The 24,788-nt window shown below is 63.3% G+C and carries 22 protein-coding genes; 7 read left to right on the forward strand and 15 right to left on the reverse strand.

Annotated elements, in window-relative coordinates:
- Positions 1–5: 5 nt before the first annotated feature.
- Positions 6–977, reverse strand: a complete 972-nt coding sequence (locus C7G61_RS05240; protein ID WP_108513031.1) for an ABC transporter substrate-binding protein — start codon at positions 975–977, stop codon at positions 6–8.
- Positions 978–1,232: 255 nt separating this feature from the next.
- On the opposite strand from C7G61_RS05240, the gene C7G61_RS05245 reads away from it, so the two are divergent.
- Complete coding sequence (locus C7G61_RS05245) at positions 1,233–2,081, forward strand: metal-dependent phosphohydrolase (protein WP_108513032.1); 849 nt, start codon at positions 1,233–1,235, stop codon at positions 2,079–2,081.
- An 87-nt stretch (positions 2,082–2,168) separates the two neighbouring features.
- Here C7G61_RS05245 and C7G61_RS05250 read toward each other — a convergent pair whose 3' ends face one another.
- Complete coding sequence (locus C7G61_RS05250; RefSeq protein ID WP_108513033.1) at positions 2,169–2,600, reverse strand: DUF6841 family protein; 432 nt, start codon at positions 2,598–2,600, stop codon at positions 2,169–2,171.
- A gap of 158 nt (positions 2,601–2,758) precedes the next feature.
- Entirely contained in the window at positions 2,759–4,408 is a 1,650-nt protein-coding gene (locus C7G61_RS05255) for a winged helix-turn-helix domain-containing tetratricopeptide repeat protein (protein ID WP_190241677.1), read from the reverse strand.
- Positions 4,409–4,581: 173 nt separating this feature from the next.
- Between C7G61_RS05255 and C7G61_RS05260 the strand changes: the two genes are divergently transcribed.
- From C7G61_RS05260 to C7G61_RS05275, 3 genes are all read left to right on the forward strand, one after another.
- On the forward strand, positions 4,582–4,905 hold the full coding sequence (locus C7G61_RS05260) for a hypothetical protein (protein WP_108513035.1): 324 nt from the start codon (positions 4,582–4,584) through the stop codon (positions 4,903–4,905).
- 57 nt (positions 4,906–4,962) lie between these two features.
- Positions 4,963–5,757 (forward strand): methanethiol S-methyltransferase, encoded by a 795-nt coding sequence (mddA, locus tag C7G61_RS05265; RefSeq protein ID WP_420836737.1) that lies wholly within the window; start codon positions 4,963–4,965, stop codon positions 5,755–5,757.
- 446 nt (positions 5,758–6,203) lie between these two features.
- On the forward strand, positions 6,204–7,841 hold the full coding sequence (locus tag C7G61_RS05275; RefSeq protein ID WP_108513036.1) for a B12-binding domain-containing radical SAM protein: 1,638 nt from the start codon (positions 6,204–6,206) through the stop codon (positions 7,839–7,841).
- A gap of 40 nt (positions 7,842–7,881) precedes the next feature.
- Here the strand turns inward: C7G61_RS05275 and C7G61_RS05280 are convergent, their stop codons facing one another.
- Positions 7,882–8,658 (reverse strand): DUF4394 domain-containing protein, encoded by a 777-nt coding sequence (locus C7G61_RS05280; protein WP_108513037.1) that lies wholly within the window; start codon positions 8,656–8,658, stop codon positions 7,882–7,884.
- A 153-nt stretch (positions 8,659–8,811) separates the two neighbouring features.
- Between C7G61_RS05280 and C7G61_RS05285 the strand changes: the two genes are divergently transcribed.
- The 3 genes from C7G61_RS05285 to C7G61_RS05300 all read left to right on the forward strand — a co-directional run bounded on the left by C7G61_RS05285 (position 8,812) and on the right by C7G61_RS05300 (position 10,902).
- Positions 8,812–9,390 carry a sigma-70 family RNA polymerase sigma factor gene (locus C7G61_RS05285; protein WP_108513038.1) on the forward strand — a complete coding sequence of 193 codons (579 nt, stop codon included), beginning with the start codon at positions 8,812–8,814 and terminating at the stop codon, positions 9,388–9,390.
- Positions 9,387–10,139, forward strand: a complete 753-nt coding sequence (locus tag C7G61_RS05290; RefSeq protein WP_108513039.1) for an anti-sigma factor — start codon at positions 9,387–9,389, stop codon at positions 10,137–10,139. The genes C7G61_RS05285 and C7G61_RS05290 overlap by 4 nt, the downstream gene beginning before the upstream one ends.
- Positions 10,140–10,680: 541 nt before the next feature.
- Entirely contained in the window at positions 10,681–10,902 is a 222-nt protein-coding gene (locus C7G61_RS05300) for a hypothetical protein (protein ID WP_108513041.1), read from the forward strand.
- Between the two features lie 16 nt (positions 10,903–10,918).
- Here C7G61_RS05300 and C7G61_RS05305 read toward each other — a convergent pair whose 3' ends face one another.
- From C7G61_RS05305 to C7G61_RS05355, 11 genes are all read right to left on the reverse strand, one after another.
- Complete coding sequence (locus tag C7G61_RS05305; RefSeq protein WP_108513042.1) at positions 10,919–11,116, reverse strand: hypothetical protein; 198 nt, start codon at positions 11,114–11,116, stop codon at positions 10,919–10,921.
- Between the two features lie 79 nt (positions 11,117–11,195).
- Entirely contained in the window at positions 11,196–14,141 is a 2,946-nt protein-coding gene (locus C7G61_RS05310) for a bifunctional [glutamine synthetase] adenylyltransferase/[glutamine synthetase]-adenylyl-L-tyrosine phosphorylase (protein WP_108513043.1), read from the reverse strand.
- The gene (locus C7G61_RS05315) at positions 14,138–15,604 is read right to left on the reverse strand and encodes a sensor histidine kinase (RefSeq protein WP_108513044.1); all 1,467 of its coding nucleotides are present in this window, start codon (positions 15,602–15,604) and stop codon (positions 14,138–14,140) included. Before C7G61_RS05315 ends, C7G61_RS05310 begins: the two co-directional genes overlap by 4 nt.
- Positions 15,588–16,268: a response regulator transcription factor gene (locus C7G61_RS05320; protein WP_057848354.1), complete on the reverse strand. Its 681-nt coding sequence runs from the start codon at positions 16,266–16,268 to the stop codon at positions 15,588–15,590. Before C7G61_RS05320 ends, C7G61_RS05315 begins: the two co-directional genes overlap by 17 nt.
- 274 nt (positions 16,269–16,542) lie before the next feature.
- Positions 16,543–18,135, reverse strand: a complete 1,593-nt coding sequence (locus C7G61_RS05325) for a Do family serine endopeptidase (protein WP_108513045.1) — start codon at positions 18,133–18,135, stop codon at positions 16,543–16,545.
- A gap of 314 nt (positions 18,136–18,449) precedes the next feature.
- Positions 18,450–18,971: a DUF1993 domain-containing protein gene (locus tag C7G61_RS05330; RefSeq protein ID WP_108513046.1), complete on the reverse strand. Its 522-nt coding sequence runs from the start codon at positions 18,969–18,971 to the stop codon at positions 18,450–18,452.
- Between the two features lie 81 nt (positions 18,972–19,052).
- A complete protein-coding gene (locus C7G61_RS05335; protein ID WP_108513047.1) occupies positions 19,053–19,553 on the reverse strand; it encodes a cytochrome c-type biogenesis protein in 501 nt (166 codons plus the stop codon).
- A 4-nt stretch (positions 19,554–19,557) separates the two neighbouring features.
- Positions 19,558–21,552 carry a heme lyase CcmF/NrfE family subunit gene (locus tag C7G61_RS05340; RefSeq protein WP_108513048.1) on the reverse strand — a complete coding sequence of 665 codons (1,995 nt, stop codon included), beginning with the start codon at positions 21,550–21,552 and terminating at the stop codon, positions 19,558–19,560.
- The gene (gene ccmE / locus C7G61_RS05345) at positions 21,549–22,040 is read right to left on the reverse strand and encodes a cytochrome c maturation protein CcmE (RefSeq protein WP_108513049.1); all 492 of its coding nucleotides are present in this window, start codon (positions 22,038–22,040) and stop codon (positions 21,549–21,551) included. Before ccmE ends, C7G61_RS05340 begins: the two co-directional genes overlap by 4 nt.
- A 41-nt stretch (positions 22,041–22,081) precedes the next feature.
- On the reverse strand, positions 22,082–23,185 hold the full coding sequence (gene ccmI / locus C7G61_RS05350; RefSeq protein WP_108513050.1) for a c-type cytochrome biogenesis protein CcmI: 1,104 nt from the start codon (positions 23,183–23,185) through the stop codon (positions 22,082–22,084).
- A 162-nt stretch (positions 23,186–23,347) separates the two neighbouring features.
- Positions 23,348–24,754 (reverse strand): hypothetical protein, encoded by a 1,407-nt coding sequence (locus C7G61_RS05355; protein ID WP_108513051.1) that lies wholly within the window; start codon positions 24,752–24,754, stop codon positions 23,348–23,350.
- Between the last annotated feature and the right edge of the window lie 34 nt (positions 24,755–24,788).

The following is a 24,788-nucleotide window of genomic DNA, read 5'->3' on the forward strand; positions in this document are numbered from 1 at the left end:
CGGGATCATTCGATCACCCTGTTGGCGCGAAACAGGACGGACGATTTGTCCAGGTCAATGCCGAGCAGTTCAGCCGTCCTGAGATTCACGACCAGTTCGAACTTCGTGGGCTGCACGACGGGAAGGATGGCGGGTTTTTCGCCACGCAGGATCCGGTCGGCGTAGGTCGCAAGCCAGAAATAGGTCGCACGCTGGTTCGCGCCATAACTCAGAAGTCCGCCAGCGTCGCAATATTCGCTCCAACCGAACATCGAAGGCAGCCGATGCGCGATGGCGAACCGGGCAATCTTGTCCCGATGCACCAGCGTGAGGACATCCGGGAAGACGAGCAATGCGTCGGCACGCGCGTCTCCCGCCGCCGCCAGTCCCTTGTCCAGTTCGTTTTTGCCGGCAAAGGGAACGTAGACGGTCTCGATGCCCAGCGCCTTGGCGGCTTCCCTGGTCGCGCGCCACTCCGATTGTTCTCCCGGATGAAGGCTGTTTGAAAACACGGCAAGCCTGCGCACAGCCGGCACGGCTTCCTTCAGCAGCTCAACCCGCTTCCCCGCCAGTTCAAGCGAAAGGAAAGTCGAGCCCGTGAAATTGCCGCCCGGCTCTCCGAGGCTCCTGACGAGGCCCAACTCCACCGGGTCGCCACTCAACGCAAACAGCACCGGAACGTCCGTTACCGCCGTCATCGCACGCGTGGCCGGGCCGCTCGACACGGCCAGGTCGATGTTCCCTCGCCTCAGTTCGGATACGACCTCGCGAAGCGCCTGCGGATTGCCGGGCGCGTAGTGCAGCTCAAAGGTAACGTTCTTTCCCTCGACGTAGCCGCGCGCCCGCAATCCCTCGCGAAACCCGGCCAGGAAGGGGTCGGGCTGGGAGTCGGTGGATACCCAAAAAATGCGATAAACTTTTGTCGAATCCTGCGCGAGTGCGGCGGCCGGCCACGCCATCGCCGCCCCCAGAAACGCAATGAAATCTCGTCGATCCATGCCGGCCAATATGGCCCGGACCGGCTTGCCGCGCTTAGAGCCCGTATGCAGATAATCTAAAGATAATCTTGATTTTGGCTTGGTGGCTGTGCCCGGCCGCTGCCCGCGGCGTCGCGCCAAGATACGTCACGGCGACTGACCAACCGTCAAATCTGCGTTGCGCCCACTTGCGCGGCGTGAGCGACACCCGGTCTGGCCCAACGACGTGCTACATTGATACCGGCGGCGTCGCACAACCGAGTTGGGAGAGGCCTCATGATCACAATCCCGGAACTGGTCGCGCAAGCTTTGGGATCGTTTCTAGCTTCGGACACCAGGAGCAGGTTTGGCTCCTCCCAAGCCCGGCTGGCTGAATACCTGCCCTATGCAGCCAGGCTCACATTGGAGTGCATCGGCAACAGCGACGCCCTCTATCACAACATCGAACACACCATGCTCGTGACCCTTGCCGGCCACGACATCATGATGGGCCGGACGATGCTGCGGCCAACGACACCGGACGATTACACTAATTTCATCGTGGCGTGCCTCACTCACGACATCGGATATGTTCGTGGAATTGTCCAGGGAGATGACGGGGATTCCTACGTCGCAGACCTCAGCGGCCGTACCATTCGCCTCGCGCGAGGTTCGTCCGATGCTGCGCTGGGAGCCTACCATGTGGACCGCTCGAAGCTGTTCGTCTTCGAGCGGCTCGACACCGCCGAAGAAGTTGATGCGAGCCGGATCGCCAGGGCAATCGAGTATACGCGATTTCCCTATGTTGCTTCATCGTCAAATGACGAACTGAACGAAGAAGAGGGCCTGCTGCTGCGCGCGGCCGACCTCATCGGGCAACTCGGCGACCCCAACTATTTGAAAAAAGCGAATGCCCTGTTCTACGAATTTGAAGAAGTCGGCATGAACAAGACGCTCGACTATGAGACGCCGGCGGACGTCGTTTACAAATACCCGCAGTTCTACTGGAACAACGTCGCACCGCAGATCCAGACGGCCATACGCTATCTCAATGTCACCTCAAGTGGACGTCAATGGATAGCGAACCTGCACAGCAATGTTTTCCGGGCCGAGCGTGAAATGAACTTGTCCGGCCCGCAGCCGTGATCACGAGACCTTTGCGCCATGGCTAGAGCGTCGCGTAAAGATGGAATCCGGCCGAGGCAAACGGCTGATCTGTGGACGAAGTTACCGCTAGCCGATGCCATGCTTCTTAAGAAGCGCCTGCTCATCGCCTGACACCCAACCGAAAACTTTCGCCTCGCCATCCAGCTTCTGCACGAGGTAATGAACCTCGAAGTCTATAGCCGTGTCCGGTTGATCCTCGCGAGCATAGGTCGCCGTCCAGGCGACATGGGCCAAACAATGGTGTTGATCTATCGGGGAGATGCGGACATCGCGCATCCGCATCTCCTTGGTCCCAATTGCCCGATAGCGGGCGTATCCTTGCTCCATGACCTGCTTGAGTTGATCGTCGTTTTTTCCGGTCATAACACCGGCCGGCGAGGCCGCGATGAAATCCGAGGCATACAGCGATGCGACCTTATCCATATCCATGTCACCGCCGAGGGACCTGTTAAAAAAACTTTCGTATCGCTCGAATAGCTTCCTTACGGCAGCCTCCATCAGTCGCTCTCCCCGATTGAAATCTGGTGTTTCGGATCAGTATGCTGCACCGGACGCAGCGGCCAACGGTTCTATGCGCTCTAACCGGTCACGTTGCCCCGAAATTTAATGGGTCCTGACCCTGGAGCCCGTTCCGATTCCATCGGAACGGAAGGGCTCTAGGCGTCTGCAATACCGGCTACACGCAACCCTTCGACAAACCGGTTGATGAAGCCCACATCATTGCAGAAGAAGAACTCCTGTCGCGCCGTTTCAACGTTGTAGTTTGGCTTGCGTTGCAGCAGTTCCGCGGCCGCCGTTGCCGCCTGCGCCCGATCCCCGAGAAGTCCGAGCGACGCCGCAAGTGTCGCAAACGCCTGATAGGTGGCATTGGACTGCCGTGTCGCCCGCCTCGCGAATTCGACCGCTATGTCATACTCGCCAAGGGAGAAGTGCGCCCAGGAGCGGACATGGTGGAAAGCAGAAATATGGCTGTCGCGCGGACTGAGCATGATCGCGCGATCGAGCAGCGTTTCCGCTTCAATCTCTCGCCCATACCAGAGTAAATTGAACCCTTGGGCGAAATAGGCCTGCGCAAAGCTTGGATTGAGCTCCAGCGATACGTCGAGCGCCGCCAGCGCCTCGTCGTTCTGATGGGTAAGGCACAAAGCGCGTCCGAGCGCGCAGTGGCAGAAACAATCGAGCTCGTCGAGCGCTACCGCATGGCGCCCCTGGCGTAACGCGGTTTCCAGCCGCGCCGCGCGATCTTTCGGTTCGTCAATGAAGGCGCGTTGCACATTGACGTAGCTGAGCGCGCCATGGCCGCGCGCGAAATTCGGATCGGCCGCAATCGCCCGCTGAAAATAACTTTCGGCCGTGTCAAATCCCGGCGTGGTGAAGCGCCAAAAATTCCATAGACCACGTTGATAACAATCCCAGGCGTCCAGATTTTCCGGCGCCTTGCGGGCGGCGAGCTGCTGCTCGACCTTCGACAGCTCGGGCTCGATCGTCGCGGCGATCTGGCGAGCCATCTCCTCCTGTATATCGAAGATATATTCCAGCTGCAGGTCGTATTTATCGGCCCACAATTGCTTTCCATCCGCTGCGCGGACGAGTTCCGCCGTTATCCGCACGGCATCGCGGTTCTTGCGAACACTGCCGACCATCACATACCTGACGCCCAGCAACTCACCGATTTCGCGGGCATCCACCACGCGTCCCTGGAACGCAATGGTCGAGTGTCGCGAGATGACCGAAAGCCACCGGTTACGGGCGAGAAGGCGAATAATGTCCTCGGTCAACCCGTAGCTGAAGTAGTCGTTCTCGGGGTCATCCGACATGTTTCCAAACGGTATCACCGCAATGGACGATCGCGTGACGGCCTCTGCCTTCACGGATTCCGAGACGACATCATCGAGGCGGGACACTTCGGAAGAAACCGAGACGCGGCCCGGAATGCTGCCCGGCGCGTCGGGAACAAGTCGCGCCGCCTCTGCATCCGTTTTCGGCGCGTCGATGGCCTGAACATCGCCGACGAAGCGGAAGCCACGCTTGTGCAGCGTCCGAATGAGAGCCTGGTCGTTTCCGTTGTCGCCAAGCGCGCGCCGGGCGCCATTGATGCGGCTGGAGAGCGCCGCCTCGGAGATGATCCGGCCGTTCCAGATCGTCTCGATCAGCTCATCCTTGCTGACAATCCGGTCGTGGTTGCGCACCAGATGAACAATGAGATCGAATACCTGCGGCTCAATATGTACGGCTTCCCCAAGCCGGCGCAGCTCGTGCTGGCTGAGGTCGATCTCGAACTCGGCAAATCGGTATTTTAATACCACTTCTGCTGATCCGGTACGAGGCTCCGCCCCTATCGGGCGGTTCAAGCTACAAACTAAGTAAAAACAGTCGCTTCCGGAGGAAAAACAAAGGTCTTCTCAAGGAATCCGCCAAGCTGGAACAGGCATCTCAATCTACAGACGGGTCCATCATCGTACAATCGTAGGAGATGGCCATGACCGGCCTGTTGCTCAATCCCACCAAGGCGGATGTTTCGCCAGAAGGCTTGTTGCCGCACGAGGCCGCCATGCAGCCCAGCGCGAGGATCCGCCCAAGCCCCGTCGCCAGCCCTCTCATCCCGCCCGCGCGCCTGAAGCGCCTTCTCAACGGCTGGATGGCCGCCGCCATCGCCTACCGCGAACGGCAGGCTGCTTTGCTCACGTTGCACCAGGCTGGCAATCGCGGCCTGCACAACAAGCGCATCTACCGCGGACCGCTCGATGACGCCCTCGAAAGAGCCGCGCGGCTGCGCAAGCGGAGGCGCCTCAAGCAGTCCTGAACAAGAAAATTTCAAGACAGTTTCCGACGTCAATATTCCAAACCAAGGAGATTTAAGATGTCGATTACGATGCACACCGGCCCGAATGCAGCGCCTACGGCCGTCAGCTCCCTTGCCATGAGATTGCTCACCCTCTGCTACGGCGGCCTCGCCTATCTGATTTTCTTCGGCACGTTTCTCTACGCGGTCGGCTTCGTCTCGGGATATGTCGTCCCCAAGACCGTCGATAAGACCGACGATATCGGTTCGACGTCCTCGCTGACGGCGGCCTTGCTGATCAATTTGGTGCTGATGTCGATCTTCGCCGTGCAGCACAGCGGCATGGCGCGGCAGGGCTTCAAGAGACTGTTCACGCGCTTCGCCTCGCCCGCGATCGAACGCTCGACCTATGTGCTGCTGGCTAGTCTCTCGCTGATATTGCTGTTCTGGCAATGGCAGCCGATGCCGGCGGTGGTCTGGAACATCGAAAATCCTGCTCTCGCGGGCCTCGCGACCGCGGGCGGATTCCTGGGCTGGCTCATCGTGCTCTACAGCACCTTCCTGATCAGCCATTTCGAGCTGTTCGGATTGACCCAGGTGGTGGCGCATTTTGCCGGACGCGTGGCTGAGCCCATGAAGTTCAAGACGCCGGGCCTGTATCGCCTGATCCGGCACCCGATCTATCTCGGCTTCATTATTGCCTTCTGGTCGACGCCGACGATGACGCTCGGCCATCTGCTGTTCGCCGCGGTGACGACGGCCTACATCTTCGTCGGCATCTATCTCGAAGAGCGCGACCTGGTGGCGTTGTTCGGCAGTGAATACCGGCGCTATCGCGAAAAGGTGGCGATGCTGGTGCCCCGTCTGTTCTGAAAAAGACAATCGAATCCGCGAAAGCGCTCGTCAGGACGCCCCTCGCCTGACGAGCGCAACCGGTTCCGGAATCCGGCAACAAGCCGGCTGCAATCGGCCATTAACCAGCCAGTAACCGCTTGCCGCCCCATGTGGGAATTCTATCTCGCCGCCGTCGAACTCGAATTCCTGCTCACATGGTGTTTCAAATTCTGCTGTCGACCAAACGTGATGCGGTGCCGATCACGCGCGATTCCATGATCGACTTCGAGCGGCAGCAGCCTGGGCGCGCGCAGACAGCCGGCTGAAGGACGCCGACTCGACATTCCACCGATCTTGCTGACACGCGTCGAGGTGATCGAATAGGTCGGCCGATCACTGCCGGCAATGGAACTCTTCGGAAGAATCGACCCCTTGAGTCCCGACAAACTGCGTGACACCCTGCCTCCAAACCTACGGGGAGGCACATGACGATTCTCTGCCGTGTCCTGATGGTCTATCCGAAGTTCATTCCGAACTCGTTCTGGAACTATACGGAAGCCTGCGAACTGGTTGGCGCGAAGTATCCGGCCGCGCCACTCGGCCTGATCACGGTCGCCGCCATGCTGCCGAAGCATTGGGACGTCCGTCTCGTCAACCGTAACACCGAATCTTTGACGGACGCGGACCTCGACTGGGCCGATCTCGTGATGATCGGCGGTATGCTCAACCAGCAGCCTGATTTCATCTACCTGATCGATCTCGTCCATCTGCACGGCAAGCCAGTATGCGTCGGTGGACCTGATGTGTCCTCCAGCCCGCATCTTTACGCGGAGGCGGACTTTCAGGTGATCGGCGAGGCCGAGCAAGTCATCCAGCACTTCATCGCCGCCTGGGAAAGAGGCGAGCGCAAGGGCGTGTTCATCGCCGAGAAATTCAAGATCGACGTCACGCTAAGCCCGATGCCCCGCTACGATCTGATCAAGTTCGATCACTATCTCTTCATCGGCGTGCAATATTCGCGTGGCTGCCCATTCACCTGCGAGTTCTGCGATATTATCGAGCTATATGGTCGCGTGCCGCGCACCAAGACCAACGATCAGATTCTCGCGGAGCTGCAAGCGCTCTACGATCACGGTTATCGCGGGCATGTCGATTTCGTCGACGACAATTTCATCGGCAACAAGAAAAACCTTCGCACGCTACTGCCGCGGCTCAAAGCCTGGCTGGAAGAGCGCGATTATCCGTTCGAGTTCTCGACCGAAGCCTCGATCAATATCGCGGACGACGACGATCTGTTGCAGGCGATGAAGGACGCAAACTTTTTCGCTATTTTTGTCGGCATCGAGAGCCCGGATCCAGAGGCGCTCGTGCAGATGAAGAAGAAGCAGAACACCAGGCGCAACATCGCGGAGTGCGTCCACAAGATTTACGGCTACGGCATGTTCATCACCGCCGGCTTCATCGTCGGGTTCGATACCGAGAAAGTTTCGATGGGACAGGCGATGATCGACTTCATCGAGGAGACCAACATTCCAGTCTGCATGGTTGGACTACTCTATGCGCTGCCTGGCACGCAGCTGACGCGGCGGCTGGCCAAGGAAGGCCGCCTGCACAACGGCCATGACCTCATGAATGTCGCGCAGGCGGGCGACCAATGTACGCTCGGATGCAATTTCGACACCAAGCGTCCGCTTCGCGACATCCTTGTGGATTACAAGGCCGTGCTCGAGCACGTTTTCTGCCCGACGGCATACGCGGGACGACTGTCACGGCTTGCCGCCATGCTCGACCGCTCCGACCGCCGCCGCGACCTGCCAGACGGCGATATGCGCAAGAGGCTTGGCGGCATCGACAGCGTACACAAGGTCATGCGCACCCTGCCTGAGGTTCGCGAGCCGTTCTGGAAGACCTTCGTCGAAGTCGCCAAGACCAATCCGGGCGCGCTGCGTTACATCGTGATGCTGATGGCGCTGTACCTGCACCTCGGGCCGTTCTCGAAGCGCGTGATCAGTGAGATTGACCGCCGCATTGCCGAGTTGGACGGTATGCCTGCGGTCAGGGCCCTTCCAAGAGCGAGCTTCGCTCGTCTCGCCCCCGCAAGAGCGGGGGCGAGCGAGAAGTGAGCTTCGCGCCAAGCTACGTTCAGCGTGCTTCAGGAATCCTCTACATTCCCATAATCGCAATATCCTTCACCGTGCCGCTGACGCCGGCGATCTTTGCAGCCTCGGTCGCCTTTCCGGTGGCGAGATCGACGCTGTAGAGCGTGCCGTCCGCCATCAGCCAGGCCTCGTTCTTGCCGGCGCCGTCGGACCAGATGTCAAACGCGACGCCATTCGCCTTGATCCCGAGTTTGCCGATCGCGCCGAGCACGCCGTCGTTCGGCGGCGCCTGCTTGATCAATCCACCGATGGTCGCATCGATGTTGAACAGGGCCGTCTCCTTGGCGCCCTTCACCGAATTGGTATAGGCGCCGGCAACGATGTTCGGCTTTTCGCCCTTGTGCATGTCGCCCTCGGCATATTTGTGGTCGCCGTCCTTGGTCACCTTGCCGTCGTCGACATTCGCCCGCAGGTTCGCCCCGTCGGCGCCCATCACGCGCAGGCGATCCGCCACCGGGTTGAAATCCACCGTCGCGGCCACGCCCTTGGCAAGCATGGTGTCGAGCTTCGACTTCAGCGTGGCCTTGCCGTCCGTCGCGATGGTCACGATGGTGCCATCATCGACCAGTCCATAGAGCATGCCGTCGGCCGGGCGCACGTCGATGCCGACCAGCGCACCGGAAATGCCGGTGACCTTGACGGACCCGGTCGCCTTCTTTTGCGCGGTATCGACCATCGCAATGGTGTCGCCGCCGATCAGGGCTGCGACCTGCGCGGCATTGGCGGCTGCGGAGGACAGCAATAATGCGACTGAGGTGACGAAAATAGAACGATAATTCATCGGTGAGCTCCCTGTGTTGCCATGATCCTCTCGGGACCAACACAGCGGGTACCGGCGGCGCGGCAAAACGGATGCAGCACACCAAAAATAATTTTCGAAACATGCATCCAAATGCCGCATCTCAAGGTAGAACAGCTATGCAAAGGCATAGACATGACCGGAAATGGCACCATCACCGCGAGCCTGCAGGCTCCCGACCTGCTCGATCGGGAGCGCGAGGCGCAGCTTGCCGCGGCGCTCGCGCGTTGCGCGGCCGGCGACCGCACCGCATTGCGCGTGATCTACGACAGCGAGGCGCCGCGCATGGTCGGCATCGCGCGCCGCATCCTGTTTCGGCAGGACCTTGCGGAAGAGGCGGTGCACGACGCCTTTATCCGGATCTGGCGCGGCGCGGCCGGCTTCGATCCGCGCCGCGGCAGCGCGCGCGGCTGGCTCTATGCGGTGGTGCGCAACCGCGCCCTCAGCATTCATCGCGACGAGCATCGCTATGAGGCTTCAGATGAAAGCGTCCAGGATGTCGACTGCGAGGCCACCCTGTCGCGGATGCCGGAGACCAGCGCGCTGCGCCGGTGCCTCGAGCAGATCGACCGCCCCCGCCGCGACGTGGTGGTGCTGGCCTATGTTCACGGCATGAGCCACGGCGAACTGGCAGGAAGGCTCAAGGTTCCGCTCGGCACGGTCAAGAGCTGGGTACGGCGCAGCCTGTTTGCGTTGCAGGAGTGCATGGGATGAACCCGCACGACGCCGATAACGCCATGGCCGCCGATTACGTGATGGGCCTGCTGGACGGCGAGGAGCAAGCCGCCGCCGAACGGCGCATCGCAACCGACCAATCGTTTGCCCAGGCCGTCAGCGCGTGGCGGGAACGGCTTGCGGACCTCGATCTCACGGCCGAGGAAACCCCGCCGGGCGCGGCGCTTTGGCAGCGCATCGCGGATGCAACCAAAATCGCGCCGATCGACGCCCTGCCCTCCGCACGCGCCGCGCTGCGTGGCGCCACGCTTTGGCACGACATCAGGTTCTGGCGCGGCCTCGGTATCGGCGGCACCCTTGCCGCGCTGCTGTTTGCGGTGATCATGGTCGGCGCGTTGACAACGTCGCGTCACCTTCGCAACGACCTGATTGCGCTGGCGCAGAGCAAGCCCGTCTACGTCGCCGTGCTGGTGAATGACGCGACCAAAGAGGCCGGAGCCATCGTCAACGCATTTTCGAATGGCCGGGTCGAGCTCATTCCGCTCCGCCCGATCGAGGTTCCCGCCGGCCGCACGCTGCAGGTCTGGACGCTGTGGGATCGCGCTGTTGGCCCGAAATCGATCGGCCTCACAGGCCAGTCGCGTACGCTGCAGCTGAATTTGGAATCCTTGCCGGAAACCGTGCAAAATCAGCTGTTCGAAATCACGCTGGAGCCTGAAGGCGGCTCACCCATCGGACGACCGACCGGCCCAATCCTGTTCAAGGGCAATGCGGCACGGGCATTGTAATGGTCGAGCCGTGCTCCTCGTACGTGACGGCAGCCGGTTTCAATCTCAGCACCAACCCTTTTTCCAGTGGCCGGGCGGGCAGCCACGGCCCCGCCAGCCGACCTTGCGGCCGCGGCTCCAACCAAACGGTCGATAGCCGTGTCCACGGCCCCAACCATGCCCGTGGCCGCGTCCGCCTTTCACTTCCATCAGATCGGCGTTGACCGCGGCACCGTGCATCACTGGATGAGCCAAAGGCAGCGCTGTTGCGGGAGAAAGAAAGGCGATTGGCATTGTGAGCGCCATTCCCAAAAGTAGTTTACGCATGGACCATCCATTCCGGTTGAGTTGCGCAGATATCTGAACAGGAAAAAGTGGCAAGAGTTCCGCGCTTTTGAGACGAACTTTCAAAGCGCACCGAAATTCTCGGAACGAAACCGGCTGCCTCGCGTTAAAGATACGAGCGGGTAATTCCGGAAAGGAGAAATTCACCGGAAATATCAGCTCAAAAGCCCCGTCAGTTATTGTCATAGCTGGCGGGGTTTTAATTTGGGAGAGGTTCGTGCCTTACGCGCTTTTCGATGGCGACAGACAGATCGGGTCGGGCTTTCCGACCGAGGCGGATGTCTGGAAGCAAGCTCTCGATTGCCGCCTGATTTCTGATGTTCCAGTGGCCGACGAGGCAGGTGGACAGGTTCTGTCTGCCCACTACCACGTGAAGGAAATCGGGGAAGAGAGTTGCTCGCCGGATCCAGCCGGGAAGCTTCCGGAGGAAATTTCCTGACGCCGTCACGCCATCGCTATGGAACCTGCTTGACGAAGGTCAGACCGCTGGCGGTCAGCCGTTCCTCACTGGTTTCCCCTTCGGCTACGAGCCCTTCAAGATATGTTTCGAGTTCCGGCAGCTTGCGGTCGAAATCGGCGCCGAGACCCATCAGCTCGCACGTCTTCCTGATACGCTCAATGGGCTTGTCGAAGATGTTGATTTCGGTATGCATCCCAGCCTCCTGTTCCCGCGACAATCCAAATCGGCCATAAGAGTTCCGATCGTCCGGGTCCGGAAGGAACCGGAACGCTTCAGGCGGAAGAACCGCCGCCCACCAATCCCAGGAACACCCGCCTCACGTCCGCCTGCGTCTCGCGCACACGTGCTTCCAGCGTCGAGAAATCAGGCGTGTCGCCGGCGCGCGCCATCACGTGCAAGAGATTATCGCCGGAGGTTTCCGGATTGAATTTTCCGGTGACGCAAAGCCTGAGGATCTGCGTCAGGTCGTGATAGAGCCGCGCTGCCTGGCGCAATATCTCGACGTCGGATTGCGGCAGCGCGCCGAGCCGGGCTGCGTTGTCGAGCACCTGCAGCGTGGAGACGCTGAGGATTTCGGGTTTCTCCGAGGCGTGCACGAGCTGCAGATACTGCGCGATGAAATCGATATCGACGAGCCCGCCGGCGGCGAGCTTGAGGCCCCAGATGTCGTCCTCGCCCTTTTCCAGCGCAATCGCCCGGCGCATGTCGGCGACGTCGCCGGCGGTGGAGGCCGCGTCGCGCGGCCGCGTCAGCACGCTGCGGATGATACCTTCGATCTTTGCGCGAAACGCCGGTGACGCCGAAATCACCCGCGCCCGCGTCAACGCCATGTGCTCCCAGGTCCAGGCTTCGCGTTCCTGGTAGTCGGCAAACGAATCGATCCGCGACGCCAGCGGTCCGGCGCGACCCGAGGGACGCAGCCGCATGTCGACGTCATACAGCACGCCGTAATTGGTCCGCGTGGTGAACGCCGAGATCAGCCGCTGGGTCAGCCGCGCGAAATACTGCGCACCGTGCAGCGATCGTTCGCCGTCGGAATCAGGATTGTCCGTGTCGAAATCGTACAGCAGGATCAGGTCGAGGTCGGAGGATGCCGTCATCTCGCGGCTGCCGAGCCGGCCCATCGCGAGGATCGCGGTCTCCTGCCCCTTGATGCGGCCGTACTGGCTGGCGAACTGATCCCTGACCAGGCCGTGCACGGTGTGCACAATGCCCTCGGCGACATCGGCAAACGCGACGCTGGCCTGCTGAGCGGAAACTGTACCAGAGAGGATGCGCGTGCCGATCAGGAACAGGCTCTCCTGGCCGAACAGCCGCAGGCGATCGAGAAAATCTTCGTAGGAATCCGCGTCCTTCAGCGTCACCGCCAGCCGCGCCGACAATTCCTTCTGGTCCGGCATCGCGCCGAAGAAACGGGGATCGATCAGGCCGTCCATGATCTGCGGCTGGCGCGCCAGCATGTCGCCGAGCCGCGGCGCCGCACCAAGGATCAAGGCCACCAGCGCGACCAGCTCGCGGTTCTCTCTCAACAGTGAAATCAGCCGGCCGCCGCGCTGCAAGGCGCCGAGAAAACGATCGAACGCGGTCACGGCGTCGTCGGGGTCTTCGGCATGCGCCAGCCCATCGATCAGGCCGGGCACGAATTCGATGAAGGCTGCCTTGGTCGCTTCATTGCGGAGCGCGCGGTAGTTGCCCTGCATCCAGAGCTGCAGGGTGCCAGCCACCGCGACCGGCTTCTTGAAGCCGAGCGTCGCCAGATGATCGAGCAGGCGTGCATCCTCGGGACCTGCGGCATAGTTGAGCTGCGGCAGCTTCACCGTGCCGGTCGGATCGCCCTCGAACAGCTTGCCGTAATGGCCCTGCACGATGTTGAGATGGCCGAGCAGATCCTTGGCAAAGGCTGCCCTGCTCTCATAGCCGAAGAAATTCGCAAAGCGCTCGACGGCCTCGGCGTCTTCTGGCAGTGCATGGGTCTGCTCGTCCGCGATCATCTGCAGCCTGTGCTCGACCCGGCGCAGGAATTCATAAGCCGCCGTCAGTTCGTCAAAGGCCTGAAAGGTGATCCAGTTGCTGGTGGCCAACACCTGCAACGCGTGCAGCGTGGGGCGCACCCGCAATTGCGGGTGACGGCCGCCGGCAATGAGCTGCTGCGTCTGCGCGAAAAACTCGATCTCGCGGATGCCGCCGCGGCCGACCTTGACGTTATGGCCCTCGACCGCGATCTCGCTCTGGCCGCGATAGGTCTGCATCTGCCGCTTCATGTCGTGGACGTCGGCGAGCGCGGCAAAATCCAGGTGCTTGCGCCAGACGAACGGCGCAAGTTCCGCGATCAGCGCCTCGCCTGCCCTGGCGTCGCCGGCGCAGACGTGCGCCTTGATCATCGCGGCGCGCTCCCAGGTCCGCCCTTCGCGCTCGTAGTAATGCAGCGCCGCCTCGGTCGAAATCGCCACCTGCGTCGAGGCCGGATCGGGCCGCAGCCGCAGATCGACGCGGAACACGTAGCCATCGCCGGAGCGCTGCTGCAGCAGGCGGGCCAGCGCCTGCGTCACACGCACGAAGAACGGCGCCGGCTCGATGTCTGCTGCCAGCGACGTCGCGGCGGGATCGAAAAACACGATCAGGTCGATATCGCTGGAATAGTTCAGTTCGCCAGCGCCCATCTTGCCCATGGCGAGCACGATCAGGCCAGAGCCCTCCTCCGGCCGGTCGTGATTGACGGCCGTCATGCGGCCGCGCGCGACCTCCTGGCGCAACAGAAAGCGCAAGCCCGCCTGCACGGAGGTTACCGCAAGATCGGTCAGCGCCGCCGTCACCCGCATCACCGGCCAGACCCCGCCGATGTCGCACAAAGCGATCAGCAACGCGGCCTCCGATTTCATGCGGCGAAGCAGATGCATGACGTCGGCCTCGCCAGCGGCAGTGAGCACGTCGCGCGAGGTGTTCTCGATCAGTGTGGCGAGATGCGGTTCCGGGTCGCATGCCAGAAGGCGGATCAATCGCGCGGCATCGGCGCGGATCAGGTCGAACAGGTATGGCGAGAACTCGGCGATGCCGAGCAGGATGGCCCGGGCCGGCGGACGCTCCAGCCAGGCGCCGATCTCAGCCGATTGCTGCGGCTCCAGCTCGGCGAGCCAGTCTCCCAGGCGTTGTTCGGCGTTGCTGCTGGCAGTGATGCACGGCCCGCTGACGAACCGCGCGGCCAAGGCGGAGGAATTCATGCCACCTTCTGTGGCACATCCGGTGTTTGGGCCGCAAGCCTGTCACCCGCGGCGGATAGCGCCGGGATGACCAGCGTCGCGGTCAGGCCGGGATGCGAATCGCCGAGCCTGAGTTCACCACCGTGCAGGGTCGCCACCGCGGACGCCAAACTCAAGCCAAGCCCGGAACCCGGCAGCGTCCGGCTCGCCTCCAGCCGCACGAACCGCTCGACCGCGTGCTTGCGGTCCCCTTCGGGAATACCGGCCCCATGATCGGCGACGCTGAGCAGCACGTGGTCGCCCTCGCGCCGCGCCTCGATCAGGATCTCCCTGGTGCGCGCGGCGGCGGCAGGGTCCAGCGGCTGCACCACCGGCGACGGCTTGCCGTATTTGATGGCGTTCTCGACCAGGTTGGCGAGTGCCTGGCTGATCAGCTCACGGTTGCCGTGCAGCCGCGCGGTCGCGGCCTTGACGCGCAGGGTCATGCCGTCGTCTTCGGCCAGCGGCTCATACAATTCGTGGATGCCCTTGGCGACGTCGGCCGCGTCGAAATCATCCATGTTGCCGCGCGCCTGCCCGGACTCGGCGCGGGCGATCATCAACAGCGCGTTGAAGGTGCGGATCAAACCGTCGGATTCCTCAATGGTCCGCTCGAGTGCTGCACGGTATTCGGCCTCGCTGCCGGAGCTCGCCAGCGCCTCCTCGGCGCGGTTACGCATGCGCGTCAGCGGCGTCTTCAGGTCGTGGGCGATGTTGTCGGAGACTTCCTTCAGTCCCATCATCAGTGCCTCGATGCGCTCCAGCATGACGTTGAGGTTTTCCGCGAGGCGATCGAGCTCGTCGCCAGAGCGGCCGACCGGCAGGCGTCCGGAAAGGTCGCCGGCCATGATGCGTCTTGTGGTGCCGGTCATGGCGTCGATCCGCTGCAGCACCCGCCTCGCCACGAAGATGCCGCCGCCGATGCCGAGCACGATGACGACCAGCAGCGACCATTGCGCGGCTTTGGCGACGATGCCGAACAGCCGGCGGCGCTCTTCGAGGTCGCGGCCGACCAGCAGGCGGAAACCGTTGGTGAGTTCGGTGACGCGCACCAGCGCGCGATGATGCGCCGTGTCCTGTTCGTCGAGCCGGCGATAGCCAGTCTCCGACCAGCCGATCGAACCCATCACGCCCGGCGCCAGCGCGCCGACATTACCGCCGATCGCTTTCCCCTCAGGCGTGGTGACGAGATAAAGATTGGCCCCCGGCCGCAGCGCGCGGCTGCCGAGCGTGTAGGCGAGCCCGTGGAGGCCGCGGCGCGTGTAGATGTCGGTGATCTCGGCGGTCTCGACGTTCACCGTGGCGGTGATCTGCTCGTTGATCAGCCGTCGCGTATTCCAGGCGAAATAGCCGAGCAGCGACGCCGCGAACAGCGCGAACAAGAATAGATAGACCAGCGTCAGCCGGAACGCCGTGGTGCGGATCAGTTTACCGAAGGCCGTCACGGATCATGTATCCGGCGCCGCGGATCGTGTGCAGCAAGGGCCGCTCAAAGCCCTTGTCGATCTTGGAGCGCAGCCGCGAAATATGCACATCGATGACATTGGTCTGCGGATCGAAATGATAATCCCAGACGTTTTCCAGAAGCATGGTGCGGGTCACCACCTGGCCGGCATGCTTCATCAGATATTCGAGCAAGCGAAACTCGCGCGGCTGCAGCGTCAACTCGTCCTTGCCGCGGGCAACGCGATGCGAGAGACGGTCGAGTTCGAGATCGCCGACGCGGTAGGTGGTCTCTTCGGCCGGGCCGACATTGCGGCGCGACAGCACTTCGACGCGCGCCTGCAACTCAGCGAACGAATAGGGCTTTGGCAGATAGTCGTCGCCGCCGGCGCGCAGGCCCTTGATGCGGTCGTCGACCTGGCCGAGCGCGGAGAGGATCAGCACCGGCGTGCGATTGCCCTTCTCGCGCAGCGCGCCGATCACGGACAGGCCGTCGCGCTTGGGCAGCATGCGATCCACCACGAGCACGTCGTAGTCGCCACCATCGGCCATCGACAGCCCCTCCTCGCCATCGCTGGCGAGATCGGCGACGTGGCCGACTTCACGGAACGCCTTGACCAGATAGTCGGCGGACTCGCGGTCATCTTCGATGATCAGCAGGCGCATTTGTGGGGCAGTTGCGGTCACGGGAATGGGCTTTCTCTCACCATGGCGCGGCCGCCCTGCACATGCAAGGCGACCGGCCATACTCGCGATCAAGTGAAAAAAGCGGGCGGCGAAGCTGGGGGACCTCACCGCCCTTAGGCCCTTCCGACGGAGGGGGGCGTATTCCGCCTGAAGGTTGCCAAAGGGAGCGAGCTTTGGACCCGCTCCCCGGAAGGAGACGTCGGCGGGGGCGACGAATGCCGGCGAAACCCTCCATCTGATATCTAGTCCTCGTTTAGCCCTTCGCCAGCGGCACCGCCACGAAGCGCGACGAACCGCCGCTCTTCACGCGCATGAGAACGCTGTTCTTGTTGTCGGTCCGCGCGGCGTCGATCGCCTCGCGCACCTCACCAGCACTGGCGACGCTCTTGCCGGCGACCTCGAGAATGACGTCGCCTTCCTTGAAGCCGCGTTCGGCCGCCGCGCTCTTCGGATCGACCTCGGTGACCACGACGCCTTCCTTGCCGGCGCCGGCCACGCTATTGGCGGGGGCAACCGTCAGGCCGAGCTTCGGCACGCCGGTTCCCTTGGTCGCGCCGCCCTTGTCTTCCTTGTCGGTGTCGGCCTTGGCCTCGATCGTGTTCGGCAACTGGCCGAGCGTGAGGTTGATGACCTTGTCCTGGCCCTTCTGCAGCACATTGAGCTTGACCGCATTGCCCGGCGCGAGGCCGCCGATGGTGCGGGCGAGTTCCTTGGCATCCTTGACCGGCTCGCCATTGACGGCGGTGATGACGTCACCCGACTGGATGCCGGCCTTCGCCGCCGGGCCATTGGCCTGCGGTTCCGCTACCAGCGCGCCTTCCGCCTTCTTCATGCCGAGGCTGTCGGCAATGTCTGACGTCACGGGCTGGATCTGGACGCCGATCCAGCCGCGGCTGACCGAGCCCTTGTCCTTGAGCTGGGCGATCACGCTCTTGACCGTCGAAGCAGGGATCGAGAACGCGATGCCGACGCTGCCGCCGGACGGCGAATAGATCGCGGTGTTGACGCCCATCACTTCGCCATTGGTGTCGAACGCCGGACCGCCGGAGTTGCCCTTGTTCACGGGCGCGTCGATCTGGATGAAGTCGTCATAGGGGCCGTTGCCGATGTCACGGCCGGAGGCCGAGACGATGCCGGCGGTCACGGTGCCGCCGAGGCCGAACGGGTTGCCGACCGCGAGCACCCAGTCGCCGATCCGCGGCTTGCTGTCGGACAGTTTGGCGAACGGGAAATCGGTGCGGCCGGAAACCTTGATCAGCGCCAAATCCGTGCGCGGATCGGTGCCGATCACTTTCGCGGTGTAGGTCTTGCCGTCATCCATGGTGACTTCGACCTTGTCGGCGCCGTCGACCACGTGGTTGTTGGTCACGGCAAAGCCGTCAGGCGAGATGAAGAATCCGGAACCCTGACCCGTCACCGGGCCACGGCCACCGCGCGGTCCGCCGCGCAGGCCCGGAGGCAAGCCATCCGGTCCGCCGAAGCGGCGGAAGAAGCGCTCCATCGGCGAACCCGGCTGGAACGGCGAGTCCTCATCCTTGTTGGCGCTGTCGTCCTTGGAACTCTTGTCGGCGATGTTGATCTTGACCGAGATCACCGACGGCTTCACGCGCTCGACAACGTCGGCAAAGCCGATCGGCCGCTCGACCTTGCGGACCTCGTTGTTGACCTGCGCGTGCGCTGCACTGGTGAAGACATCGACGGGGCCCTGCGGGCTGAAACCATAAACGGCGGCGCCGAGGCCGGCGACGACGGAAGCCATCAGCGCGAATTTGCGCGCGGAGAACAGCGAACGGCGCGGCGCGCCGTTGGACGGTAGCGAGGAAAGATCGACGGGACGTTCGGTCATGTTTCTAAAATCTCCAGAGCCTGAATTTCGATGGTACGGGGTGCGGGGGCTGGGCACCTGACAGGACTGAACATGGGGTTTGCCGCCTTACCGGGCGCTGGCTAGGGAATTAAACTTTTGTAATGCGCGGGCTCATGGCTGCGGCAGAATAGCGCAGGCAATCAATGGCTTAGCGCTGGCTGAAACACGGCCTTCAGAGCGCAAAACGTCTGCCCTCCGCGTGTCCGTATTGGCCGGATCGAAGAAGCCGACCACGTCGAGCGCATCGGCGCGCGAGACGCGCAGCGATGGCCTCCCCCTCCGTGATACCGCGCTCAGCTCTTCAATTTGAGCCGGCCCATGAAATCCCGCTTGCCGAGCGGCACGCCGTTGGTGCGCAGGATGTCGTAGGCGGTGGTGGCGTGGAAATAGAAGTTGGGCAGCGAGAACGACATCAGGAAGTCCTCCGCCGCGAATGGCAATTGGCGATCGCCGACGTGGAAGACGACATCGCGGCCGCCCAGCGCATTGACTGCCTCCGGCGTCCACGCCGACAAGGCCTCGCGGGTTTGCGCGATCAGGCCCTGCAATCCCGCATAATCGTACGGCGTCTTTGACGCGGGCGGACGAAATTCTCCGCTTTGCACGCCCTCGATGGCGCCGCGGGAATGTTGGGCGACGGAGATGATCTGGAAACGCAGCGGCAGCATGTCCGGCGCCAGGCGCGCCTCGACCATGGTTTCCGGATCGATGTTCTGTTCGCGGAAATGAACGAGGCCGCGCTCGAGGCAGCCGCTGACGGCACCAAGGGTCTGCAGATAGTTCGCTACGGTGGCGTCGTAGAGTGAAAGAGCCATGTCCGGTTTCTCCCTGGGCAATATTTGTTATTGAACAGAGGGAGTCATAGCGCAAACCCGCCCGCTTGCAATGGCGCGGGCTTAAGCCTGCTTGTCCGGCGCATCGGCCGCGAGCAGGCGATCCAGCCTCGCCTCTTCCTCTTCCGTCAAATGCAGGAGCGAGGGATCGGTCGGACTGCCGGAATTATTCGAGCGGCGCCGGCTGAGGAACCACAGCGCCAGTCCGCCGCCGATCAACGCGAGCGGCGGCAGCAGCCACAGCAGCAGCGTATGCGGCGTGAAGCGCGGCTTCAGCAGCACGAACTCGCCATAGCGCGCCACCAGGAAATCGATCACCTGGCTGTCGCTGTCGCCGGTCGCGATCCGCTCACGCACCAGAAGCCGCAGGTCGCGTGCCAGCGGCGCGTCGGAATCGTCGATCGACTGGTTCTGGCACACCATGCAGCGCAGCTCGCGCGACAGGTCGCGCGCGCGCGCTTCCTTTGCGGGATCGGCCATGATCTCGTCGGGCTGCACCGCGTAGGCGGCCGGGCATCCGGCCACGAGCGCGACAACAGCAATGCTGGCAAGAAGCTTCCTCAACGGCTCACTCCGCCGGCTGCAGCGCACGGACAGGCTTGGCAGGCTTCTTGGCGGGCTTCGGCGCGCCGACGCGCAGCCGCCGGTCCGAGAGCGACAGCAGGCCGCCGAATGCCATCAAGACGGGGCCCCACCAAATCAAGAGCACCAGCGGCTTGTGATAGATGCGCACCGCGATGGCGCCTTCGGCATTGGTTTCGCCGAGCGAAACGTAAAGCTGGCTGGCGCCGCGGGTCAGCAGCGCGGCCTCGGTGGTCGACGATTCCCGCGTGGTGAAGTTGCGCTTCGACGGTGTCATCACGCGCAACTCCTCACCGTCGAGCGTGACCGTGAACTGGGCGATCATCTCGCGAAAATTCGGTCCCTGCCGCTGCGTTACGCCATCGAGCTTCAACTGATAGCCGGCGACGTTGGCGACTGCGTTCGGCTTCATCGAGCCGATATACTCGCTGTTCCACGTGGTTTCGCAGACGATCCCGATCAAGGCCATACCAACGCCGGCATGGGCGAACGCCGTGCCCCAAGCCGCGCGCGGCAATCCCCGCGCGCGGGCCACCGCAGTCGCCAAGGGAGCACGGAACAGCGCCGTCCGTTCGGCCAGATCACTGAGCGCGCCACCGATGACGAAGACCGCGAGCCCGATCGCAAGCGGCGCGAACGTGGCCCCGCCCTGGGTCCACGCAAACAACACCGCAATCGCAACCAGCGCCACAATGCCGGCCACCGTCAGCCGCTGCGCCGCGCCAAGCAGATCGCCGCGCTTCCATGCCAATAGCGGCGCGAACGGCATCGCGGCCATCAGCGGCACGAACAAGGGACCGAAAGTGAGATTGAAGAACGGCGCGCCGACCGAAATCTTGTCGCCGGTCACAACCTCCAGCGCCAGCGGATACAGCGTTCCGATGAAGACGGTGGCGCAGGCCGTGGTGAGAAACAGGTTATTGAGTACCAGCGCGCCCTCGCGCGAGATCGGCGCGAACAGCCCGCCTTGCTTCAGCGCCGACGCGCGCCAGGCGTACAGCGACAGGCTGCCGCCGATAAAGATGCAGAGGATCAGGAGAATGAACACGCCGCGGGTCGGATCGGTCGCGAACGCATGCACCGAGGTCAGAACGCCCGAGCGCACCAGGAAGGTGCCGAGCAGTGACAGCGAAAACGTCAGGATCGACAGCAGGATGGTCCAGACCTTCAGCGCGTTGCGCTTTTCCATCACGACGGCGGAATGCAGCAGCGCAGTGCCGGCGAGCCAGGGCATCAGGGAAGCATTCTCGACCGGGTCCCAGAACCACCAGCCGCCCCAGCCGAGTTCGTAATAGGCCCAGTACGACCCCATCGCGATGCCGAGCGTGAGGAAGATCCATGCCACCAGCGTCCACGGCCGCACCCAGCGCGCCCAGGCGGCATCGATGCGGCCTTCGATCAGGGCGGCAACCGCAAAGGAAAACGAGATCGAAAATCCGACATAGCCGAGATAGAGCATCGGCGGATGCACGGCGAGGCCGATGTCCTGCAGCACCGGGTTGAGGTCACGGCCTTCGATCGGGGGACTCGCGATGCGCAGGAACGGATTCGAGGTGACCAGGATGAACAGATAGAATGCACCGGCAATCCAGCCCTGCACCGCCAGCACATGCGCGCGCAGCGACAGCGGCAGATTATTGCCGAAGGCGGCGACCAGGCCGCCGAACAGCGCGAGGATCAGCACCCACAGCAGCATCGATCCTTCGTGATTGCCCCACACGCCGGTGATCTTGTAGAGCAGCGGCTTCATCGAGTGCGAATTCTCGAACACGTTGACGACGGAGAAATCCGAGACGACGTGCAGCATGGTCAGCGCCGTGAACGAGGCCGCCACGAACAGCAATTGCGCGAGCGCGGTGGAGCGTGCGACATTCATCAGGGCATGATCGCCCCAGCGTGCGCCGAGCAACGGCACGGTGGACTGGATCAGCGCCAGTCCGAGCGCCAGCACCACCGCGTAATGCCCTGCTTCCGCGATCACTTCGAAGCCCCCTGGACCGGCGCGGCCGCGGCCGCGGCGCCGGGCTTTGCGCCGTAATCGTCCTTCCAGTGCCCCTGCTTCTTCAGGGCGTCGGCGACATCCTTGGGCATATAGGTCTCGTCATGCTTGGCAAGCACAGTATCGGCCTTGAAGACGCCGGAGGCATCCAGCGTCCCCTCGGCAACGACGCCCTGCCCTTCACGGAACAGGTCCGGCAAAATTCCCTTGTAGGCAACCGGCAGCGTGGCGCTGCCGTCGGCGACGCTGAAATTGACCGCGAGATTGTCGCCGCGCACCAGCGAGCCCGGTTGCACCAGGCCGCCGAGACGGAACCGCTTGCCGGGCGGGATCTGCTTCTCGGCCGCCATCGTCGGCGTGGAAAAGAACACGATGGAATCGCGCATCGCGTTCAGCACCAGTGCCGCGGCAATTGCGAGCACCGCGAGCGAACCGCCGATCATGGTCAAACGCCGTTGCTTGCGCGTCATGAATATCCTCTGTCCTCGCCCTTGGGTTCCGGCATCCTGCCTCACCCACCAAGCCCGAGATTCTTCACGCCCTCATTGAGCTGGCGCAAGCGCTCGGTATCGTTGGCGACCGCCTGCCGCGCCTCGGTCAGCGCACTCGCCGCCTTGTCGCGTTCCCCCATCACCATATAGGCCCGCATCAGCCGCAACCATCCCTCGACATCGTCGCCGTTCTGCTTCAGCCGCGTCGCGAGGCGGTCGACCATGCCGCGGATCATGGCGCCGCGGTCGTCTTCGTTCATATCCTTGGCGGCAGCCATCGCATCGTTGGACAGCGCTGGCGCGGCAGGATCGCCGACCCTGGCCAGCGCCGCCTCGATCAGCGACCGCCATGGCGCGTCGGCCGGCGCCTTGGCGAGCATGCCGCGCCAGATCGCGGCGGCATCGGCCTGGCGGCCGTCCTGTTCGGCAGCGAGCCCGAGGAAATAATTCGCCCTGGGCTCATCGGCGTTCTGCGCCACCGCGCGTTGGAATTCGGCCTTGGCCTCCGCCGTGACGACACCGCCCGCCACGATCGCTAGCGCCTCGCCGAGATCAGAGCGACGCTCCGCGCTGTCACCGGCATAGGTGATGACATTACGGTAGGCGCGGACCGCATCATCGTAACGGCCGAGACGCGCCAGCACCGGCGCCAGCACGGTCCAGCCGCGGCCATCGGACGGATTTTTTTCGAGGTGCGCCTCGACCTGCGCCACCATGTTGCCGAGCGGCTCGTTGACATCCGCCGTGCGCGTGCGCGAGGCCAGCGGAAAATCACCGAGACGCGGCGAGCCGAGCGCGAGGTAGAAGGTCACGGCCGCGATCGGCAACCCTACCAGCGCCACGATCGCGGAAGCGCGGCGCAGACCAAGATTCGACCGCGCCGGCAGGTCGCGCTGGCCGTCCGCAGCGGCGAGCAGGCGGCGGCCGATTTCGACACGCGCGGCCTCGGCCTCGGACACACCGATCAGACCCGCAGCTACATCGCGATCGATCTCGGCGAGCTGATCCCTGTAGACCACAACCTCACTGCCGCCGGCCGACGCGGAAGAGCCGCGGCTCAACGGCCAGAGCACGGCGAAGATCGCCGCGACCGTCATCAGCGCGAACACAAACCACAACGTCATCAAGCGGTTCCCGGGGGCGGAACGGCGCGTCCAGGCGAGCGCCGATACGCCGCTTTACACCACCGGCGGCAAGCCCGGCAATTGCCAATTGCGGCAGAAAAACACACGGACGGAAGGCGCCCAGACGGCCAGGCCGGCGGGGAATTCGATGGAACGGCCAGCTCAGCTCGCCCGGGTCGTCTTGCGCTCGCCGGTCACGGCATTTTCGGCCGCCCGGCTCATCAGCGACGCATAGTCATGGCCGAACAGGATTTCGCAGAAGCGGATCGCCGCCTGGGCCTGCATCTGGCGGTAGGCCCGCGCCCTGGTGTCGCCGCCGCGCAGCGCCTGCACCAAGCTCTCGGTGGATCGCTCGACGTAATGCTGCAGGTCGGAATAGGTCCGCAGCGTGACCTCGTTGATGGCGAGTTCGCTGGCATAGGTGCGGCACACCGCCACGAAGTCGATCAGGGCGGCGATCTCTTCGACCTCCGAGGCGTCGATTTTCGGCGCGGCAGCGATATCCTTGTCGGCGCGCTGACGCAGGATGCGGCGGACCCGGCCAGGCACGCTCTCGATCTCCGACTGCAGCGAATTGGAAATTTCGGCGCGGATCGCCGTGAGCTGGCGGCCCCACGCGGAATCGTTGCGCAGATCGAGCTCGGTGCGCAGCCCGCGCACGCCATCGTGCAGGGCTTTCAGTTGCTCGCCGACATTGTCGAAATGGCTGCGCCTGATGTCGGTGCGCAGGCAGGCCGTGAGGAACGACAGGTCGTGCAGCGCGATCGTGACGGCGATGCCGTAGGGCGTGGCGGCTACGCGAATCTCGTCATCGGATGCCGCCATCTTGATCGCCAGACGGATGATCTGCCACGGCTGCGCCAGTCGCTGCATGATCAGCGACAGCGCGAACGGCAGCAATTGCGGCGTCTGCAACGAGGGAACGTTGAGCGCCGAACCCACCGCGGCTATCTGGGCTTCCGAAAATACCCGCATCTGGCCCGGCATCCGGCTGCCGAGCGTATCCAGCGTCTCGCGTGCCCGCAGCACGCCTCCGATCGACAACAGGTCCTCGACGACATTGGGCGGGCCGATACGGGCGAGCGTCCGCTGCCTGTCGTCACCCGGGACCGGTGCGGCGATCTTGATGATCGCGTCGGCTGCGGCGAGCTGGAACTTGCGGGTCGCGCCTTCGAGACTGGCGTTGCTGCCGCTCTGCCTGATCTCGGCGAGCGCGGTTTCGAATGCGCGCGCGGCCTCGGGCGCCCCGTCGCGGCCCAGCCATTGCCAGACCGGCAGCAGCGATGCACGCCGGATCTGCCCGGCCCTGACGGGAAAATTGCCCTCGACCAGAAAAGGCTCGAGCGGACCATACAACAGGCGCGCCGGATCGTCGGTCCGCGGACGCGCCTCGTCGTCTTCCTCGGTTCCGCGCACGACCTTGCGAAGCTGCTCGAGCACGAAATTGGCGACGGCGATGTCCTCCCCGCGCTCAATGGCGCGCTCGAACTCCCGCATCAGCAGCGCCTGCGCTTGCGGCGGGAGCTGGGCAAGATAATCCCTCAGCCGCTCGGTCGATGTCTGGCTCATTCGCCTGGTGTGGATATGCGTGTGTCATGCGGAC

Source organism: Bradyrhizobium algeriense, from assembly GCF_003062295.1.
Classification (GTDB): Bacteria; Pseudomonadota; Alphaproteobacteria; order Rhizobiales; family Xanthobacteraceae; genus Bradyrhizobium; species Bradyrhizobium algeriense.

Excerpts from the sequence above, each read along its gene's own strand:
- C7G61_RS05240 (WP_108513031.1), bottom strand. The coding sequence starts at position 977 with ATGGATCGACGAGATTTCATTGCGTTTCTGGGGGCGGCGATGGCGTGG.
- C7G61_RS05245 (WP_108513032.1), top strand. The coding sequence starts at position 1,233 with ATGATCACAATCCCGGAACTGGTCGCGCAAGCTTTGGGATCGTTTCTA.
- C7G61_RS05250 (WP_108513033.1), bottom strand. The coding sequence starts at position 2,600 with ATGGAGGCTGCCGTAAGGAAGCTATTCGAGCGATACGAAAGTTTTTTT.
- C7G61_RS05260 (WP_108513035.1), top strand. The coding sequence starts at position 4,582 with ATGACCGGCCTGTTGCTCAATCCCACCAAGGCGGATGTTTCGCCAGAA.
- mddA (WP_420836737.1), top strand. The coding sequence starts at position 4,963 with ATGTCGATTACGATGCACACCGGCCCGAATGCAGCGCCTACGGCCGTC.
- C7G61_RS05275 (WP_108513036.1), top strand. The coding sequence starts at position 6,204 with ATGACGATTCTCTGCCGTGTCCTGATGGTCTATCCGAAGTTCATTCCG.
- C7G61_RS05280 (WP_108513037.1), bottom strand. The coding sequence starts at position 8,658 with ATGAATTATCGTTCTATTTTCGTCACCTCAGTCGCATTATTGCTGTCC.
- C7G61_RS05285 (WP_108513038.1), top strand. The coding sequence starts at position 8,812 with ATGACCGGAAATGGCACCATCACCGCGAGCCTGCAGGCTCCCGACCTG.
- C7G61_RS05290 (WP_108513039.1), top strand. The coding sequence starts at position 9,387 with ATGAACCCGCACGACGCCGATAACGCCATGGCCGCCGATTACGTGATG.
- C7G61_RS05305 (WP_108513042.1), bottom strand. The coding sequence starts at position 11,116 with ATGCATACCGAAATCAACATCTTCGACAAGCCCATTGAGCGTATCAGG.
- C7G61_RS05310 (WP_108513043.1), bottom strand. The coding sequence starts at position 14,141 with ATGAATTCCTCCGCCTTGGCCGCGCGGTTCGTCAGCGGGCCGTGCATC.
- C7G61_RS05320 (WP_057848354.1), bottom strand. The coding sequence starts at position 16,268 with ATGCGCCTGCTGATCATCGAAGATGACCGCGAGTCCGCCGACTATCTG.
- C7G61_RS05325 (WP_108513045.1), bottom strand. The coding sequence starts at position 18,135 with ATGACCGAACGTCCCGTCGATCTTTCCTCGCTACCGTCCAACGGCGCG.
- C7G61_RS05330 (WP_108513046.1), bottom strand. The coding sequence starts at position 18,971 with ATGGCTCTTTCACTCTACGACGCCACCGTAGCGAACTATCTGCAGACC.
- ccmE (WP_108513049.1), bottom strand. The coding sequence starts at position 22,040 with ATGACGCGCAAGCAACGGCGTTTGACCATGATCGGCGGTTCGCTCGCG.
- ccmI (WP_108513050.1), bottom strand. The coding sequence starts at position 23,185 with ATGACGTTGTGGTTTGTGTTCGCGCTGATGACGGTCGCGGCGATCTTC.
- C7G61_RS05355 (WP_108513051.1), bottom strand. The coding sequence starts at position 24,754 with ATGAGCCAGACATCGACCGAGCGGCTGAGGGATTATCTTGCCCAGCTC.